This window comes from Halioglobus sp. D3-4, assembly GCF_055809315.1.
Window position 1 is genome coordinate 2,824,594 of the sequence record NZ_CM147907.1, and the last position, 17,782, is coordinate 2,842,375.

Genomic DNA, 17,782 nt, shown 5'->3' on the forward strand with positions numbered 1-17,782 from the left:
CTCAGTCCAGCTTTGAAGCCCAGATTGCCAGTTTGTGCTTCATTGTCAGTTGCGAGACCTGGTCCTGAGGCAGTGGCTGTATGACTTTGTCATGGACCAGTAGTCGGTAGATATACTCGATCTTCTCGGTGGCAGAATCCGTCGGTTCGAATTCGACCACCCCCCTGTCTTCGCCGTATTTCATTCCTGCGGCAATAGCCTTTTTAACCAGTTCCTTCTCATTCTTCAGCTTTTTCATACAGATATGCCCTGTTAGCACTTGAATCGAATCCTGTTACAGCGGGCGCCAGCAATTTTGATTATCCCGGTAGCGAGGTCTATAGCGATACTTCATCCCCCACTTCGATTGTTCCGGAACTGAGAATGGCGGCACGCAGTCCGGTATGCGCCAGATGGGGTAACACCTTTGGATTCACCGTAGCGGCAAGGTGTGCGCAGGGTTCGCAGTGCTCTATACCCAAAAACTTCACCGGCCCAATGGAGAACTCACAATCTATCAGGTCCCGTAACTGCACACCCCGGGTAACGATGTTCCTGCGAACATCACCGTAGCCCAGAGTCTCGTGCTGTGCGGCGTTGAATGCATCGATTTCTTCGGCGACGATAAAAGTCACTTCGCTTTTTCGAGTGCCCGCCAATTGCTCGGAGAAAGTACCCCCGCCAACATAATAGCGGTCTCCCACCACGCCCTTGCCCGCTTCCAGTTGAGCAGGTGAACGGAGTGTAGGCCCGGCGCCTCTTTGCGCAATATATATTGCAATAATACTCGCTGACATAATCTCTCCTGCGGCTGCCGTCGCCTAATCACCAATATCGGTCCACACCGCCAATTCGTTGCCGCTTGGCTCCTTGAAATGAAATCGGCGACCGCCAGGGAACGAAAATATAGGTTTGACAATAACGCCACCGGCCTGCTCAATTCGAGTCTGCAGTGACTCAATGGCATCGGAATAAAGCACCACCAGAGCAGCACCGGATGCTACCGTGGATGCTTGCTCGGATTGGTAGAACCCGCCGTCCACACCCTGATCTGAGAAGGCCGTGTACTCGGGGCCGTAATCCTCAAACGCCCAGCCAAACACGCTGCCAAAAAAGGCTTTTGTTGCCTCGATATTCGCAGCTGGAAATTCGATGTAGTTGATCTTGTTGTTGCTATTCATCACTCACTCAATCAGGAAGAAAAATGCCGGTCACCGTGGTTAATCGAGCACATAAATCAGAGCGCCACAGCGGCCTGACCGGCTCAATGTTCAGCAGCGCGAATCCACTGACACTGCATACCTGCCTGCATCCATACTAGGAGCTTATTGCAGGTTTGTCATACCATTTCACAGCCGGGCAGTTCGCACCCGCATGCGCTACCCACGCGTTGCAATTGATGAAATACTACGGGTCTTTGCCAACACCGTGACAATGCACTATGAAAACGAACATCGGCCTGCTGCTGACTAAACGCGCACAGATTTGCCCCAACCGGGAAGCCATAGTCGAATTCGAACGCAATCGCCGATTCACATTCGCCGAGCTGAATAACCGTGCCAATCGCATCGCAAACGCACTACTCGAAAGTGGCATTCGTCCGGGCGACAGGGTGGCGTCACTGCTGAAAAACAGCGTGGAGTTTGTCGAAACCTATTTCGCGATCGCCAAGATTGGCGCTGTATTTGTACCTGTGAACTGGCGTCTGGTCCCTGCGGAAATTGCCTATATTCTGGAGAACTCCGGTGCCAGAGCCCTGGTGTACGACTCGGACTTCGACGATGCTGTGAATACCCTCCACAGCGGTGAATACAGCGAACTCGCGGTCGAACTGTGGCTGCGCCGTGAGAATGCGGACGCGGGCACGCCGGACTGGGCGCTAGACTACGATATGTTTGCCGCAGCCGCGCCGATGACAGAGCCTACTATCGGCGCTTGGGATGACGACAATCTGTTTATCATGTACACCTCCGGCACAACCGGGCGGCCGAAAGGTGCGGTGCACAGCCACGAAGGTATGTTGTGGTCCCAACTGACCAGCATGAGCACATCTGACATGCGCGATGGTGACCGCTGGTTGCTGGCACTGCCCATGTTTCATGTCGGCTGCCTCAACCCCACCTCGCTGCTGGTGCACCGGGGAGGCACCGGTGTGATCATGCGGGAACTGGACATTGGAGCGATGTTCCGCTGCATCGCACAGGAAAAGGTAACGATATTCATGGCGGTGCCCGCGCTGCTGCAATTTATGCTGATGACGCCTGAGCGTGAGCAGTACGAAATCTCCTCGGTGCGCTGGATCGCAACCGGCGCCGCGCCGGTGCCTATTTCGCTGCTGCACGACTATGAAGCACTCGACATCCGGATATTCCAGGCTTACGGCCTCACAGAATCCTGTGGCCCGGGGACGCTGCTATTGCACGAAGACGCCGAAGCCAAAGTCGGCTCCTGCGGTCGCCCACAAATGCACACCGAGATCAAGATTGTCGACAGTGACGGCAACGCCATCCCCATGGGCTCGGGACAGGCTGGCGAGCTGCTGGTGGGTGGTCGTCACCTGATGAAGGAGTACTGGAACAACCCCGAGGCCACAGCCGAGACACTTCGGGATGGCTGGCTATATACTGGTGATATCTGCACCTGGGACAGCGAAGGCTTCGTGACCATCTGTGACCGCATGAAGGACATGATTATCTCTGGCGGCGAAAACATCTACCCGGCAGAACTGGAAAACGTACTCGCAGCCTGCCCGGACGTGCAGGAGGCGGCAGTGATAGGCGTGCCCTCACAAAAATGGGGTGAGACGCCGCTTGCGCTTGTCGTTGCCGCCGCCGGAACCTCGCCCACACCCGAGTCCCTAAAAGCCTATTGCAAAGAGAATCTGGCAGGCTACAAGGTGCCGCACCTCTATGAGTTGGTCGACTCCCTGCCGAGAAACCCATCCGGGAAATTACTGAAACCCGAATTGCGCGAACAGTTCCCCGGCCCCGCCCCATTCTAGCAATGCAAAGAGGCGTGACAGGCGCAAGACCTCATCGCCAGATACTAAGACGTAGCCACTGCTCTAAGGCTGCATATTCATCGCCCAGCATTCACGATTGATAGATGGCGCATTTTTCCCGATACTGTGAGGGTTTAGGGGTGAGTGTACACAGCGTTGCGGGCGGAACGGGGGTTGCTGGCCCGGTATTCGGGGATAAGCCCCTGCCAAGAAAAAGGAAGCTTCAATGCGTCGTGGTCTAGTCTTCAGTGTGTCTATGGTTCTCCTGTTCTTCTGTTCATTCAGCCATTGCGCCGATGAACCGGCGGAGGGCAGCACCGCTGTCGATACCGCTTATCCCGTCGAGGAGGCCGCCACCGCTGACTATACTACCGAAGAATTCATGGTGAACGACTATCCGAACAGCGATATCCCAACAGACACCAGCGGCACTGCAGAGGACTATTCCGTTGAGGAGATTCCTCCCGAGGAAGTTGCAGACGAGGCACTCGATACGCTCTTGTACCCACCATTGAAGGCGCTGATTCTGACCAGCCCCGGCGTCTATCATAACTACGAGCAGCAAACCTGGGATCTGGCGCACGGCATAGTCGAGCGCGCCAATGTTCGCTTCGACGTCTCGCTGGCCGAGCCGGAGCGCTGGAAAACCACGGATTACTCCGATGGCTACGACGTCCTAATCTACAACATCTGTATGGCCGACAACACCGATGCAGAGTTGATCGCCAATATGCGCCGGCAGACCGAAGAACTGGGTGTTCCAGCCCTGATTATCCACTGCACCACGCACTCGTTCCGGAATACCGATCTGTGGTGGCCCCTATACGGTCTGAAAACCAAAGCCCACGAACCCGAGCGAGAGCTGCGGCAGATTCAGAACGGACCGCACCCCATTCTTACCGGTATCCCGGAAGACTGGGTGCTCCCCGAGGACGAGTTGTATATCAACCTCGAGTTCGACGGACAAAGCCTTCTATCCACAATTGGCGCGGATGGCATGCCGCACACGACAGGCTGGATTGAATACCACGGGCTGACACCGATATTTGGTACTACGCTGGGGCACAGCGAGAGCACCATGAAAAATACTGCCTATCAACAACTTATCGCCAATGCGGTGCTATTTGTCACCGGCAATCTGGCGAGTGACGGCCAACCTGTTCCTGGCATGGGGCCTGTGGGCGATGGAATGGATATCTTTGATGAATTTTCGGCACCTGAGGGTGTCAAATTTCTCGGCAGGGAAGGCAAGGAATGTGCGTATAGAAAGCTTGTTATCGCAGGCGCCCCCTGCTATCTCGGGTGCGTCCTGAATCCATTTGAGTGGGGTGAGGAAACACGTGCCTGCAAGGAATCCTGCAATGACGATTTGCCTTCCCCAGACCAGTTGATCAAGGAGTGCTCGCCCGCCAACCTGTAAAGTCGCGCACGCAGCTCGCTTCGTCGAATTAAAATCAGGATTGACTGTTTTATTTATAGCGTCCATACTGCCCCCCTAACAACTTCAGTTCAGCAGGGGATACCTCGTGACGGCACCCACCAAAACGGACACCCGAGCGCTACCAGACATGGCGCTGTTTGACAGCGATACACTTAAATGTCCCTACCACTACGACAAATCCCTGAGAGAACAGCAACCTGTCTACCGGGATCCGACATCCGGTGTATTTGTCGTCTCCAGCTATGAACTCGTGCGCGAAGCACATAAGAACGATGCGGTATTTTCCAATGAATTCACGCTGGCACTCGGGTCCGCCGACGAGTTGGACGCCGATGTAAAAGCGGCCATGGATAAGACCTACAATCTGGGCAAAGGCACGCTGCTGACGGTGGATGACCCGGAACACAAGGCCTATCGCGATACCGTCAGGGATTTCTTCCTGTCGAAGAACGTCGCGCGATACCGCCCCTGGATCGAGGACCTGGCGGATCGACTGATCGGCGAATTGCCGTTTGGCCAGCCGTTTGACTTCATTGAGTCATTCTCCCGGCCCCTGCCGCTATCCGTGATCATGCATGTGCTGGGTATCCCGCTGAGTATGATCGAAGATACGTTCCGCTGGACCGTCGCCAATGTCACAGTGTTGTCACAGGTCTCCGACAAGCAAACCCTGCTTCAAGCCCACGCGGCGGTTAAAGAAGAGTACGACTGGTTCGTAACAGCACTGGATGAACGCCGCAGTGCCCCCAGAGATGATTTGCTCAACCTGATTGCCCACGCCACTATCGAGGGCCGCCCCCTCACCATCGAGGAACAACTGGGCCACTGTACGCAGTTTCTGGTGGCGGGCAATGAGACCACTACAGCAACCCTGGCGGAGGGCATACGGCAATTGTGCCTGAATCCCGACCAGGAAGCGGCCGTACGCGCAGACCGTTCACTCATTCCGAATCTGGTGGAAGAGACGCTGCGCCTGGCCACTCCGACATCCAACATGTGGCGTATCACCAAACAGGACTACACGCTCGGCGGTGTCGAGCTGCCCAAAGGCTCGATGGTGCTGCTGAAATATTTTTCTGCCAACCACGACGAGTCACTGTTCCAGTCGCCGATGGAATTTGACGTGACACGGGACAATGCCAAGCGGCATATCGCATTCGGCTTTGGCACACACGTCTGTATCGGCCAACATTTATCCCGCCTGGAGATGATAGTCGCCTGGGAGAAGCTGTTCGATGCCACCAGCAGTATGCGCTTGAGCTGCGACCCCAGCGAGCTGGAATACATGCCAAACATTCTGCTGCGCGGTCTGGAAACGCTACCCGTTATCTTCGAGAAGTAACGGCCGGCGCCGCTACCTTCCCTCCGGCTCGCGCCTGCGCTAACAACAGCCTTTCTCACTGCACGCACGCCGCCAAAGTGCGACCACAAAAAAAGCCCGCCGGAGTAATCCGGCGGGCTTTTCTGTTACTGCATCAGGTTACGCCTGTATCACTCCACGTCGAGGTAGCGCTCTGTCAGCTTGTCGATAGACCAGGAATCCGGCTTCTGGCTCGGTGGGTACTCCTTGAAGGTCGACAGGAACTGCGCCATTACCGCCATTCCCCTGTAGCCCTGTGGCGCCTTGTCGATCATCCAGTCCCAGTAGGTGTTGGAGTTGTGATCCGCGCGCTCGTAGGGATCGCGGCGCAGGTTGAAAATCTTGAACATGCGCAGCGTAACGAAGGGTTCCGCCCAGAGCGCCATAGTTTTGGCGCGGTTCTCGGCAAACACCAGCTTCCAGTCATCCACCCGGATTCCCACCGGCATTCCGCTGTCCTCGAGATAAATATATTCGCGCCGGGGCGCTTTCTCGACTTCTCCTGTCAGGTAGGGCAGGAAATTATAGCCATCGAGATGGAGTTTCGCGTTTTTACTGCCCACCTGCCGGCCTTTCAGCAAATCCTCTTTGAGGGTCGTGTCGCCGGCCATCGCGGCAAACGTCGGCATCCAGTCGAGGTGAGCCATCACCTCATTGGAAATCTGGTTGGGCTTGATTTTCGCCGGCCAGCGCACCATGGCAGGTACGCGATAAGCGCCCTCCCAATTGGTGTTCTTTTCACTGCGGAAGGGCGTGATCCCTGCATCGGGCCAGGTATTGAAATGCACGCCATTGTCGGTTGAATAGAACACCAGCGTGTTTTCAGCGATGCCCAGCTCATCCAACTGATCGAGCATCTGCCCTACCAGTTTATCGTGCGCTACCATCACATCGTTGTAAAAGCCCTGGCCGGAGAGCCCGACATTTTTCTCTGCGATATGCGTGCGAAAATGCATACCCGTGGTATTCAGCCAGACGAAGAAAGGTTTGTCCTCATCCACAGCCTTGTCGATAAACTTCTTCGCCGCAGCGACAAACTCTTCATCGGCTGTTTCCATACGCTTGCGCGTCAGGGCACCGGTATCTTCAATACGACCATCAGCATAGGAGTGAATCACGCCACGCGGGCCGAACATCTTCCGGAACGCCGGGTCGGTGGGGTAATCCGGATCCTCTGGCTCCTCCTCGGCATTCAGGTGATAGAGATTGCCAAAGAACTCGTCAAAACCGTGATTGGTAGGCAGAAAAATATCCTGGTCGCCGAGGTGGTTTTTGCCAAACTGCCCCGTCGTATACCCCTGCGTCTTGAGCACCTCAGCAATCGTGAGATCGCGATCCTGCAAACCGAGCTCGGCGCCGGGCAGGCCGACCTTGGTGAGACCAGTGCGCAGGCCGGACTGGCCTGTGATAAATGTGGAGCGGCCAGCGGTACAACTCTGGTCACCGTAGTAGTCGGTAAAGCGGATACCTTCGTTGGCAATGCGATCGATATTCGGCGTGTGGTATCCCATGATACCGTCACTATAGGCGCTGATATTGGTGATACCTATGTCGTCACCCCAGATCACCAGAATATTGGGTTTGTCTGCTGCCTGGGTTGCCATTGCAAGGACGGACCCCAGCAATAACAGCAGTGGCTTCATGATTTTTTGGGAGCTCATGCTTATTCCTTCTTCAAGATCGGATTGAATTCGCTACCTGGCCCGCTGCGGTGCCACTGTGCAATGCGCGTGTCAAAGTAGGGGTCAGGGCGTTTAGTATGGCCCAATTTTGCTAAAGTTCAATCATTGCGGCGCGCTGGATGACAACCGGCTTTTCTGACTTGCAATGGTGTGCCTGTCCCGGCATGCCAACGAGCGGCCTGCACGCCCTCTGTGCATGTGTGACAGTTGCGTCGACCTACCTACATGCGGGAGTTCCGCAGCGCACAGCTCACTTAATTCCTGAAAGTGATACCCACTCGAAACTCACGCCCGGGTGCATCGAAGCCCACGGCCGTCTCAAAGTCCTCGTCCAGCACATTGTCTACCGACAACTGCACCTGCCAGGCCTGAGCCATCTGCCAGCGCAATACCCAGTCCACTCGATGATAGTCATCAAGTTGTTCGGTCACCTGCTCACCCGTATGGCGCGAGGCCGCCCACTGATGGCCGGCATAGAGGTAGTCAAGCGCAGTGTCCCAATCCTCGTAGACCTGCCACCGCGCGACCAGGCTGGCCGTCCACTCGGGCCTGCCGGTGAGCACCGACTCCTCATTCTGTACGTCGATATCCGTGTAAGTCGCCTGGCTGCGCAGCAGTACCGCGGGTAGTAGCTGCCAATCGGCCTGCAGTTCCACGCCACTGGTCTGCACACTCTTGCGGTTCACGTTGCGGAAGGTTTCATCGTCGAAATCCACCAAATCAGTGAAATCATTGTCAAACCAGGTCGCGCCCAGCCGCAGCGTATCGGTTGCCGACCAGCTTGCACCCACATCCCAGCTCTCGCCCTTCTCCGGTTGTAAATCCGGGTTGCCAACCAGGGCGTGGCCCAGCGCAAAAAAACTGGGTAACTTGTAAGCTTCACCCCAGTTTGCCGCCAGCGTGACGCCGCCACCCACCGTGTAGCGGACGCCCGCCTGAGCCGACGTCTCGCTGTCGAACTGCTGCGGATCATCGTACCGCAGGCTCGCCTGCACCAGCAGATCTGCCAGCGGTGTCGCAGAGACGTCGATGAAGGCCCCGCGAGTGTCCCGATCCAGTTCGAAATCAGAGGGCAGCCGGTCGCCGAAATATTCGATATAGCCCTTACTCTTGCCTTCCTCGTTGCGGTACTCCGCGCCGATATTGGCCTCTACATTCGATGAGAGTTGCAGAGTGTTGATCCAGCGTATCTGGTCGCGGGTGAAGTCTGTCTGTGCGCCATTGGGCGGCACCTCTATATAGGGGGAAATGCCGGGAGAGCGGTAGTGCTCGTCCTGCTCGAAGCGGCTAGCGGTCACGGTACTGCGCCACATGGGCGCGAGTTCCACCCCCCAGTCAAAGGCGAGAATATCCTGTGTGTATTTGCTGTGGTCCAGTGCATCGTAGAGCGCGTACTCGGGACCGCCACTCTGCTCGGGATAGGAACTACGCTTGCCATCGATATACCGATAGCTGATGCTTAGTTCCTGTACCTCGGACGGCTGCCAGCCCAAGCGCAGATGGGCGCTGTCACTGTCACGCGTGCTGCCCGGCGTCGGCTCACCGTCATCGCGGCTGGCCAGTTCCACGGTGTAGTTAAAATCACCGACACGGCCGAGGGCACTGGCACCGACATCACTGTAATCGTCGTTACCGCCCTCCATGTACACCTGCTGTTCGTGTCCCTCCTGTGGCCGGCGTGTGATGATATTGATGACGCCGGCCAGCGCATCCGAGCCGTAGATCGCCGATTGTGCGCCGCGCACGACTTCGATGCGATCCACCATATTGGGATTGATATTGGCGAAGTCAAAGCCACCGCCACGGAAGTTGGTGGGGTCGTTTACCGCGACACCGTCTATCAGTACCAGTGTAAAATTGGATTCACCGCCGCGGATCGACACTGCCGTCAAACCGCCGGGGCCGCCCTGCGTCTCTACCAGAAGCCCCGGCAAGGTCTTCAACAGGTCAGCCACGGTGGTTTTGTTCAGGGCGGCAATCTGCTGCGCATCGAGTACAGACACCGATGACGTCTGCGCCAGTTGCGGCGCCAAAGTCCCCGTCACCAGCACGTCTTCAATCTCGGGGTTTAATGCTGCCGCACAGGTGCTGGCCAGCAGGGGCAGAATAACGATCGCCAGGTTTCTGTACTGCATTATCGACTCATCCCATCCGGTCTTTCATTGTTCTAGCCAAACTCGTAACCTTGAGCGCCAGATTGGGCTGGACATCAAATATCAACCCGTAACTCGCCTAAAGGAATGCTACGAGACCATGCTAATCACAATCTGTAACACGCTATTCCTGTTTATTTATCTGTTGTCGGCGGCTGTCCAGTACAACGACCCCGACGCTTTACCCTGGTTGTTGGTGTATCTGGCCGCCGCACTTATGTGTGCCCTGCAGTTTCGTAACACGCCACCACTGTGGCTACCCCCGGCTCTTGTGGTAACGAGCGTAGTGTGGATGGGCGCGCTACTGCCCAGCATCGTCGGGCAGGTTTCCCTGCAGGAAATCTTCGCATCTATCAGCATGAAAACGCGGGCGGTTGAAGAAGCCCGTGAAATCGGCGGGCTTTTTCTTGTCACCCTGTGGGCCGGCGTGCTCACTTTCCGCCAGCGCAAGCGCTGACGGGTTACGCAATCGGGCGATGCCTATTTTTTGCGCTTAACCCGAATCTTTTCACCCTTGCGGTGCAGGATCAATGAGTTCACCGAGCCATCTTCTTCAATGACAAACTGAAACTGCACATCCTCGCCACCTGCGGCCGCACCAAATGTAGTGGCATTGATCTCCTCCATCTTACCCGACCCGTACATCGGTACCTTCACATGCAAACCATCGGGTTTATCTTCGAAGGTAAAGGTCACGAAGCTGATGGAAAACTCGCCCTCAAAACGCTTGAACCCGCGATCAAAGGGCACCTGCTCCAGTTCTTCAGCCGTCCAGGGCGCAGTGCGATCAGCGCTGGCAGCGCGAATAGCCGCGACAACCTCGACACTGACAGCGTCCGCCTTGTTGCCCCAGTTGCGCCGCATATAGGTCATCAACCCGGCGAGCGTGGCATCGTCCAGATCCTTCATATGACCATGAGGTGGCATCACACCGTTAAAGGTCGTGCCGTTCACTGTCACTGGGCCGGTCATTCCCTGCAGAATGATGCGACCAAGCCATTCAGGCGGCCCGGTAACCCACGATGCACCGGCCAATGCCGGTGCCAGCCCCGGAGTTCCCGCACCATTTTCACCGTGGCAGGCAGCACACTGGCCGTAAAATTTCTCACCCAACGCCACCAGTTCAAGTTGCTCCGGGCTGAGCGGCGTTATGCCCAGTGCCAACTCATCGCCCGGCCAGGTAAATGACGCGCGTGCGGAAAGTCGTGCGTTCCACAGCGGATCGTCTTCGCTCACTGAACCATCGGCAAAAATAGGTGGTGGCCCTTCGAGTTGGGCAGGGACAAATCCGGGGCTGATCGAAACAGCTTCCATACCGGTCAACATGGCCATCTGCTGCCAGGCGAGATCACCCGAGCGCGAGGCGGCCAGCGCCAACAGTTCCAGCAGACCGGGATCCGCAATCTCATTCGATGTGAGATCGCCGCGTATATCGCGATACGCGTTATTAGACAGCGCGACTAGTAACATTTCTGCACCCGGGCTTGACTGTGTCAGTTGCCCGAGCTCCAGCACTTCGCGCAGGAACGCGAGTTCCTGCCCCGCTACCGCCCGTACCACGGCCTGGCGCACATAGGCGCTGCCAAGGTCCGCCGCCAACATATCAGCCAGTGCCGTGCGTATGCGCTCATCCTCTGCATGATCTGCCATGGCGAAAGCCAGTTGCATGGACAGCGCTTCAACCTGCCAGTCATCTGCCGCATCGCCCTCGACACCGGCATTGATCAGCTGCTGCTTCAAGCGCAGCAGATCAGCCACCTGTAACAGCGACCGTCCGGCCCGTAGAACCTGCAACTGAACCTGCAGATTGCCGGATTCGGCGAGGGTCAGCACCAGCTCCCGCTGCAGTTCTCCCCGGCCCTGCAAGGTCCAGATTGCATGCAGTGCAGGAATCGTATTGTCTGCACTGGTCTGCGCGGCCATTGCCACCGTGTTCAAGGCCATCGTCAGGTCGCCATCGCGAGCCAGCAACAGACGCTGTGCGGTATCCCGTACCCAGCCGTTGGCATCAGACAGCGCTGCCACCAGTTCTTCATTGCTGGCGTTTGCGAGCACGGGGAACTCGCGCCCGGCCTTACCTTCAGTGTGACGTATGCGCCAGATTCTGCCCATCCCGATGGGAGATTCCAGATCGCGCTGGAAAACCTGCTCGCGCAGTTCGTCGGTCATGTAGTAGACATCCTGCGCGATACCCCGATACATATCGATGACATAGAGCGCACCATCGGGTCCGTTCATGGCATCCACCGGGCGAAAGCGTTCATCGGTTGACCCCAGAAAACCCCGCTGGCCCCACTTCTCATCGTCGTAGAGACGCTGCGTAGCCTTGAGCGCCATGCCCTCCTCGCTCATCTTGAACTGGGCGACCACGTTGCCCGCCACTTCCGGCACAAACACATCCGACTGGTATTCTTGCGGGAACTGGTCGCCGCGATAGGACACCAGGCCGCTGGCACCGGTAGCGACGCGCAAACGCCCGTCTTCGCGCAGCGTACTATCCAGATAGGCGCGGTTGACACCGGGATTCACGCGCACCGAATAGACATCCGCCGGCTCAGTCAGGTTGACCCCCAGGCCCTCCAGCACAACCGGCGGCCCCGGCACTACCAGATCTTCAGCGGCGAAAAAATCGGCCTGTACCCAGGTAGAATTGTGGTTGTAGAGCAGGCGGCCGAGATTGTCTTTGGTGATGCCCCACTGACCGCGATTCAAACCCTCCCGCTCTACCAGCTCACCATCCTCTATACGCAGGCTGCGGCTCGATTTAGAGTTGTAGAGCCAGTTATCCAGCCCCTGCCTCAGGCCATTCTCCATGTGTTCCACATTGGCATCGGGAACCGCAGTCGCATAGCTACCCAGGCTCCGCTTGTTCTCACACAGCGACCCTTTCTCGGGCAGTTCGCACAGCCACAGGTGCGGCGGTTCACCAATCAACACGCCTTCATTGACGACGGCTACTGCACGTGGGTTCACCAGTTCGCCCAGAAATACCTCGCTGGTATCCATCTGCCCGTCACCGTCGGTATCCTCCAGACGTACTACCTGCCCTACGGGCTCCTCGCTATCGGTACCGTAGGCATCGCGCATATAGCCACGCATTTCAACCACGTAGAGTCGACCATACTCGTCCCAGGACATCGCCACGGGTTCTTCCACCAGAGGTTCTGCGGCAACCAGCTCGATCTCAAAGCCCGGTGCGATACTGAAAGATTGCAGGGCTTCTTCGGGTGACAAGACCGGCGCCGGCTCGTTGTCCAGCGTCTGGTAGAACAGCGGTTTTCCATCGCTCTGGGTGAGTGAAAACCAATCGATATCGGCGATCTGGAAATCGTCACCACAGCGTGCAGGCTGGATGTGCAACTGTCCGCGCTCCGGCAAGCCAGTATCGTAAAGACGCAGTGCATCGACCTCATCCACGGTCAGCGTAATCGCGCCATTCATGGTGACACCGACAAAGCGATGTTGCTCAGCATTTCTCAGGTCGACAGGGTCACTGACCTGCTCACCCGCAGGTGTCACGACACGGCCCTCGGCGCGATCCGCATAGATCTTGACCTCGGCAAAGCTCGGCTCGATGCCACTGTCCGCAGCAAGGTAGCGCATACGGATGATAGTGGGTTGCTCACAGGCGGGGACTGTCATGCTGAGCATCGCCTCATTAAATTGACGCCGCGCCGTCATCCAGAAGTCCCCCGAGGGGAATTTGCCGATGATGCCGGCCTCGGTAAATACCAGGCTGTCGTTGTCACCGGGACGCCACTCTGCAGGTGCCAGCAGACTATCGCCGGGGGTTGCCATACCGGGCAATTCCTTCAGGCGAATGTGCCGCCAGCGCATAATACCTTTGTCGCCCTTGTGCACCTGCAGGGCGATAAAACCCTCGTCATCCAGACCGTCGACAATATCCGCGGCGAGTACGCCGTTGATCCAGGTTTTGATACTCGCGCCGCGCGCCTCGATCTCGATGTCATTCCAGTCGTCGGGGCGAATCGCCGCGCGCGCCTCGGGGTTGTCCGCCAGATCCGCCAACCAGCCGCGGCGTGCCTCATCGTAAATACCACCGCTCCATGAGCGATCAGAATCGTCGAGTTCAAACTGATAGCCATACACACGGCCATCGTCCTCGCGCTGGTTCGCACGGAACATCACACCCGAGTTGCCGGGTTCATCCCAACGCATCTGCATCTTCAGGGAGAAATCACCGTAGGTCTTGTCGGTGCGCAGGAAGGTGTTATCACCCGCACCGTGGTAGCCAACGATGTCTTCGCCCCCAGCTTCAAAGGTGGAGTCGCCGCCCACCGAGTGCCACCCGGCCAACGTTTTACCGTCGTACAGGTAGTGGTACCCCTCCTCGAGCGTGAACTTCGGTTCCGGGGAGGGCTTCCATACGTAATAGGCGGCACCGGCTATCGCCACTACGACCAACAGCAAAAGAAATTTCTTCATGTAAAGACCTGTATTCCTGACATTATTTTCAATTCGTGCGAACAAGCACCGGACGCGGCTTGGGCGGGCGACCGCCCTGCACTACTGCTCCGCCAGCACCTGCGCTTGCATGCTCAATTCTGCGGCTTTAAACACGTGTTCCTGCGTCATCGCCGTCTCCGTGCGCGCGATGCAATCACGTATCAACTGACCGAAAAACGGAAACCCGCTGCGGTTCAGGCAATCGATTTCCCGCTCCTGCTCGCCGTCGATCAGAAAGAGCTTGGAGGCAGGGGCGTCCCTGGCGACATCGATATATTTGCGCAGTTCAATACTGCCGCTGGTACCAACGATAAACGTGCGACCATCTCCCCAGGTGCGCAAACCATCGGGTGTATACCAGTCGACACGGCTGTAAAATGACGCGCCATTATCGCCGGTCATGGACATCTCACCAAAATCTTCCAGCCCGGGCTTGTCCGGGTGGCTGAAGTTGGCCACGCGGGCAAAGTTGATCTGGGCATCGGCGCAACCGGCATAGGTCAAAAACTGCTCGACCTGATGTGAGCCGATATCGGTGAGGATACCACCATAGCAGGCCTTGTCGAAAAACCACGCTGGCCGGGTGGCCTTCGCCAAGCGGTGTGGTGCGAGGTTGAGCACTTGCAGCACTCGCCCGACGGCGCCCTCCGCGATCAACTCACCGGCGTGCCATGCCGCATCATTGTGCAGCCGCTCCGCGTAGTACACGGCGTATTTTTGCCCGGTACGGGCGACAGCAGCGCGCACATCCGCCAGTTGCTCAAGGCTGGTGAAGGGCGATTTATCGGTGAAGTAATCGCGCCCCGCGTCCATTACCTGTATACCCAGCGCCGCGCGTTTATCCGGCACTGCGGCGGCGGCCACCAGTTTGACGTCAGCATCCAGCAGTATCTGCTCGACGCTGTCGGCGACGGTTACACCGGGATAGGTTTTCACAAAGGCGGCCACGCGCGCTGGATCTGGGTCATAAACATACTTCAGCGTCGCACCGGCGTCGCGCAGGCCGTTGGTCTGGCCATAGATATGGCCGTGATCCAGATGTGCCACCGCGAAACAGAACTCGGCGGGGGCAACCACCTTTTCCGCCTCTGTGCTGGGCGCATAATTGGCGCCGTCACCGATATTTACCACTGTGCGTTATCCTCAGAACCAATTCAGCTTGATGCCGGTGCTGTAGGTGACACTGGCAAGCACTGTCAAAATACATAACACCATAGCAAGGTTGTACCAGACGCGGCGTGCGCCTTCCGGGCGATCGGCACCCAGATAGGACTTGTTGTTGTTCAGAAACAGCCATCCCAGATAGGCGATGGGTAGCAAGAAGCCGCAGATCGCGGACGTCGGCAAAATCACGTACGCGCCCATGGTCGACCACAAAAACACGCCCAGCACCGCCGGGGTCGGCAGCAACAGTGCCAGCCGGTAGCGCGTCGAATGCGGTTCCCAATTGAACATCGCACCGGCCGCCGCACCGCAGCACAGCATGTGCATCACCAACGAACCCACGGCCATGCCCAGTATGCCCACCGCAAACACAAGCCGCCCAGTAACCGGCCCCATACCCGCTTCGCTGAACATCTCACCGGCCTGTGCCGGGCTGAGCGTACCGTTGACGACAAACCCTGAATCATAAAATGCGCCGGCGGCCGCTATCGAGATAAGGCCGGTCACCAGTACATACGGTAGCACCAGGCCCAGCACGATGTCGTAGCGCGACAGTTCGCGGTGGGCAGGCCCCCAGCCGCGATCCAGCAGCGTGTAGCCGTACACAAATGTCATATTGATGCCGACCGCTGTGCCCAGCGCCGCCATAATGGTTGTCACACCGGCTGAGTCGCTGGGCAGGCTGCTGGGAATATAGCCCGCCAGCACCGCGCCCCAGTCGACCTGTCCGTTGGCAGTGGCCGCCAACACCACCCAGAGGAAGGCGAGAATAATCATACCGCTCAACAGCTTGATGGCTGTCTCAAACAGATAGACCGCGCGTCCGCCCGCACCGTAATGCCAGGCGGTGTAGGCGCAGACCATCCACACCAGTATCGCCAGGCCGAACAGGTAGAGCTCGCGCGTCATACCCGGCTCATCCTGCAGGTTTACACCACCGCTGACCGCGATGATCTCCTCCAGCATGCCGGCGCTCAGCGGGTAGTGTGAGAAGCCCCAGATAATGCTCGATGCCAGCGCCGCAATCGCCCACAACCACGCCAGTGAGGGGTGGACGTGATCCCGCATTGCGGCAAAGGGCCGCTTACCGGTACTCAATGTCTGGTGGGACAGCGCGAACAGCATAATACAGCCGATCAACATCGACAGCGGTTGCACCCACAGCAATTCATAGCCGTATACCGCACCGATGGTCAGCGAGGTGATCGCACTGCCACCGCCGAGCGTCATCGCGCCCTGTAACCAGCCCGGGCCGCTGAGGCGCAGATACGTGGGGAGCCGCTGCCGCAATGGCTTCTGGCCAAGCGCTGTGAGCTGTGCAACTTCCCGCTCCATTATCGCCGCTGCTGATTCTGTCATCGGTAGGAAGCACTCATGTCGACTGTCGCCTCAATATCCGCCTTGCGGCGCAGTGTAGAATCCTTGATACGTTCGCCCAGCACCTGCTGGTATTGCGCGCTGTCCAGTGGCAGTGAGACGGACCGCGCCTCCCAGCTGGACTGCAGCATGGCATTGGCCAGCGCCAGTGAATCCAGACCCGCCCGGGCGGGAGCGAGCAGTTCGCCCCCGCGCTGTATCGCGGCGACAAAATTGTTCATCACCGCCGCATGCTGGTTGATGCTGCGATCCGGTGTGATATCCCGCACCTTGGAATCCGGCATACCAAACATCTCTGTTGTCGTACGACTGAACTCGAGCGTACCCGGTTCGTTTTCGCACAGGAGCAGACGCTCGCCGTCAAACGCGAGCGAACCGCGGTCGCCGATCACATCGAAGCGATTGACGCCGGGCGCTTCGCCGGTGGAACCGACAAACACGCCACTGGCACCATTGGCGTAGCGGAACACTGCCGTAGCCTCATCTTCCACTTCAATATCGTGGTAGCGGCCGAACTCGCAGAAGGCCCGCACCGATACCGGCATGCCGCAAAGCCACTGGAAAATATCCAGGTTGTGGATGCACTGGTTGAGCAATAAACCGCCACCCTCGCCGCGCCAGGTGGCGCGCCAGTCACTGACCTGAAAATACACTTCGGGCCGGAACCAATTGGTCATCGTCCAGTGCGTGCGGGTGATCTCACCCAGCGTACCGTCACTAATGATATTACGCATGGTGGTGAACAGCGGATCAGTGCGCTGGTTGAGCATCAACGCAAAGACCTGTCCGCTGCGCTGCAGCGCGAGCAAATCCTCGCCCTCCTGCGTCGACAGACCGATAGGCTTCTCCATCATCACATGCAGGCCGGCGCGCAGCGCGCACGCCCCCGTCTCAAAATGCGTAAACGTCGGGGTCGCGACGAGCACCGCATCACAGAGCCCGCTATGCACCAGTTCGGAGTAATCCGTGAAGTGCGGCACACCCAGTTCAGCTGCCAAATCGGTGGGCTGGCGAGAACAGACAGCCGCCAGCACGCAGTCAGTGGTCTGACCGCTTCTCAGGTTATCAATATGTTGTCGGGCGATGTTGCCCAGGCCTATTACGCCCAGTCGCACTACCTTGTTTTGCCCCATTGGCTGTATTCACCTATTGTCTCGC

13 protein-coding genes are annotated in these 17,782 nt (G+C 57.7%); 4 read left to right on the plus strand and 9 right to left on the minus strand.

Going from position 1 to position 17,782, the window contains the following annotated elements:
- Position 1: 1 nt before the first annotated feature.
- From AC0L6S_RS12125 to AC0L6S_RS12135, 3 genes are all read right to left on the minus strand, one after another.
- Positions 2–238, minus strand: coding sequence for a DUF5062 family protein (locus tag AC0L6S_RS12125; RefSeq protein WP_473424237.1), 237 nt, complete (start codon positions 236–238; stop codon positions 2–4).
- Between the two features lie 79 nt (positions 239–317).
- Entirely contained in the window at positions 318–776 is a 459-nt protein-coding gene (locus AC0L6S_RS12130) for an MOSC domain-containing protein (RefSeq protein ID WP_473424238.1), read from the minus strand.
- Positions 777–800: 24 nt separating this feature from the next.
- Positions 801–1,160 (minus strand): VOC family protein, encoded by a 360-nt coding sequence (locus tag AC0L6S_RS12135; RefSeq protein WP_473424239.1) that lies wholly within the window; start codon positions 1,158–1,160, stop codon positions 801–803.
- Positions 1,161–1,420: 260 nt separating this feature from the next.
- On the opposite strand from AC0L6S_RS12135, the gene AC0L6S_RS12140 reads away from it, so the two are divergent.
- From AC0L6S_RS12140 to AC0L6S_RS12150, 3 genes are all read left to right on the plus strand, one after another.
- Positions 1,421–2,980 (plus strand): acyl-CoA synthetase, encoded by a 1,560-nt coding sequence (locus AC0L6S_RS12140; protein ID WP_473424240.1) that lies wholly within the window; start codon positions 1,421–1,423, stop codon positions 2,978–2,980.
- Positions 2,981–3,206: 226 nt separating this feature from the next.
- Positions 3,207–4,400 carry a ThuA domain-containing protein gene (locus tag AC0L6S_RS12145; protein WP_473424241.1) on the plus strand — a complete coding sequence of 398 codons (1,194 nt, stop codon included), beginning with the start codon at positions 3,207–3,209 and terminating at the stop codon, positions 4,398–4,400.
- Positions 4,401–4,506: 106 nt separating this feature from the next.
- Positions 4,507–5,763, plus strand: coding sequence for a cytochrome P450 (locus tag AC0L6S_RS12150; RefSeq protein WP_473424242.1), 1,257 nt, complete (start codon positions 4,507–4,509; stop codon positions 5,761–5,763).
- A 149-nt stretch (positions 5,764–5,912) separates the two neighbouring features.
- On the opposite strand, the gene AC0L6S_RS12155 is transcribed toward AC0L6S_RS12150, so the two are convergent.
- Positions 5,913–7,442, minus strand: coding sequence for an arylsulfatase (locus AC0L6S_RS12155; protein ID WP_473424243.1), 1,530 nt, complete (start codon positions 7,440–7,442; stop codon positions 5,913–5,915).
- 275 nt (positions 7,443–7,717) lie between these two features.
- Positions 7,718–9,598 (minus strand): TonB-dependent receptor plug domain-containing protein, encoded by a 1,881-nt coding sequence (locus AC0L6S_RS12160; RefSeq protein WP_473424244.1) that lies wholly within the window; start codon positions 9,596–9,598, stop codon positions 7,718–7,720.
- A gap of 118 nt (positions 9,599–9,716) precedes the next feature.
- On the opposite strand from AC0L6S_RS12160, the gene AC0L6S_RS12165 reads away from it, so the two are divergent.
- Positions 9,717–10,073 carry a transmembrane 220 family protein gene (locus tag AC0L6S_RS12165; RefSeq protein ID WP_473424245.1) on the plus strand — a complete coding sequence of 119 codons (357 nt, stop codon included), beginning with the start codon at positions 9,717–9,719 and terminating at the stop codon, positions 10,071–10,073.
- A 23-nt stretch (positions 10,074–10,096) separates the two neighbouring features.
- Here the strand turns inward: AC0L6S_RS12165 and AC0L6S_RS12170 are convergent, their stop codons facing one another.
- From AC0L6S_RS12170 to AC0L6S_RS12185, 4 genes are all read right to left on the minus strand, one after another.
- Entirely contained in the window at positions 10,097–14,062 is a 3,966-nt protein-coding gene (locus AC0L6S_RS12170) for a DUF7133 domain-containing protein (protein WP_473424246.1), read from the minus strand.
- Positions 14,063–14,143: 81 nt separating this feature from the next.
- A complete protein-coding gene (locus tag AC0L6S_RS12175; protein ID WP_473424247.1) occupies positions 14,144–15,214 on the minus strand; it encodes a Gfo/Idh/MocA family protein in 1,071 nt (356 codons plus the stop codon).
- 12 nt (positions 15,215–15,226) lie between these two features.
- Entirely contained in the window at positions 15,227–16,606 is a 1,380-nt protein-coding gene (locus AC0L6S_RS12180; protein ID WP_473424248.1) for a divalent metal cation transporter, read from the minus strand.
- Positions 16,603–17,757 (minus strand): Gfo/Idh/MocA family protein, encoded by a 1,155-nt coding sequence (locus AC0L6S_RS12185; protein ID WP_473424249.1) that lies wholly within the window; start codon positions 17,755–17,757, stop codon positions 16,603–16,605. The genes AC0L6S_RS12180 and AC0L6S_RS12185 overlap by 4 nt, the downstream gene beginning before the upstream one ends.
- Between the last annotated feature and the right edge of the window lie 25 nt (positions 17,758–17,782).

Excerpts from the sequence above, each read along its gene's own strand:
- AC0L6S_RS12130 (WP_473424238.1), bottom strand. The coding sequence starts at position 776 with ATGTCAGCGAGTATTATTGCAATATATATTGCGCAAAGAGGCGCCGGG.
- AC0L6S_RS12160 (WP_473424244.1), bottom strand. The coding sequence starts at position 9,598 with ATGCAGTACAGAAACCTGGCGATCGTTATTCTGCCCCTGCTGGCCAGC.
- AC0L6S_RS12185 (WP_473424249.1), bottom strand. The coding sequence starts at position 17,757 with ATGGGGCAAAACAAGGTAGTGCGACTGGGCGTAATAGGCCTGGGCAAC.
- AC0L6S_RS12140 (WP_473424240.1), top strand. The coding sequence starts at position 1,421 with ATGAAAACGAACATCGGCCTGCTGCTGACTAAACGCGCACAGATTTGC.
- AC0L6S_RS12165 (WP_473424245.1), top strand. The coding sequence starts at position 9,717 with ATGCTAATCACAATCTGTAACACGCTATTCCTGTTTATTTATCTGTTG.
- AC0L6S_RS12180 (WP_473424248.1), bottom strand. The coding sequence starts at position 16,606 with ATGACAGAATCAGCAGCGGCGATAATGGAGCGGGAAGTTGCACAGCTC.
- AC0L6S_RS12145 (WP_473424241.1), top strand. The coding sequence starts at position 3,207 with ATGCGTCGTGGTCTAGTCTTCAGTGTGTCTATGGTTCTCCTGTTCTTC.
- AC0L6S_RS12155 (WP_473424243.1), bottom strand. The coding sequence starts at position 7,442 with ATGAGCTCCCAAAAAATCATGAAGCCACTGCTGTTATTGCTGGGGTCC.
- AC0L6S_RS12170 (WP_473424246.1), bottom strand. The coding sequence starts at position 14,062 with ATGAAGAAATTTCTTTTGCTGTTGGTCGTAGTGGCGATAGCCGGTGCC.
- AC0L6S_RS12135 (WP_473424239.1), bottom strand. The coding sequence starts at position 1,160 with ATGAATAGCAACAACAAGATCAACTACATCGAATTTCCAGCTGCGAAT.
- AC0L6S_RS12125 (WP_473424237.1), bottom strand. The coding sequence starts at position 238 with ATGAAAAAGCTGAAGAATGAGAAGGAACTGGTTAAAAAGGCTATTGCC.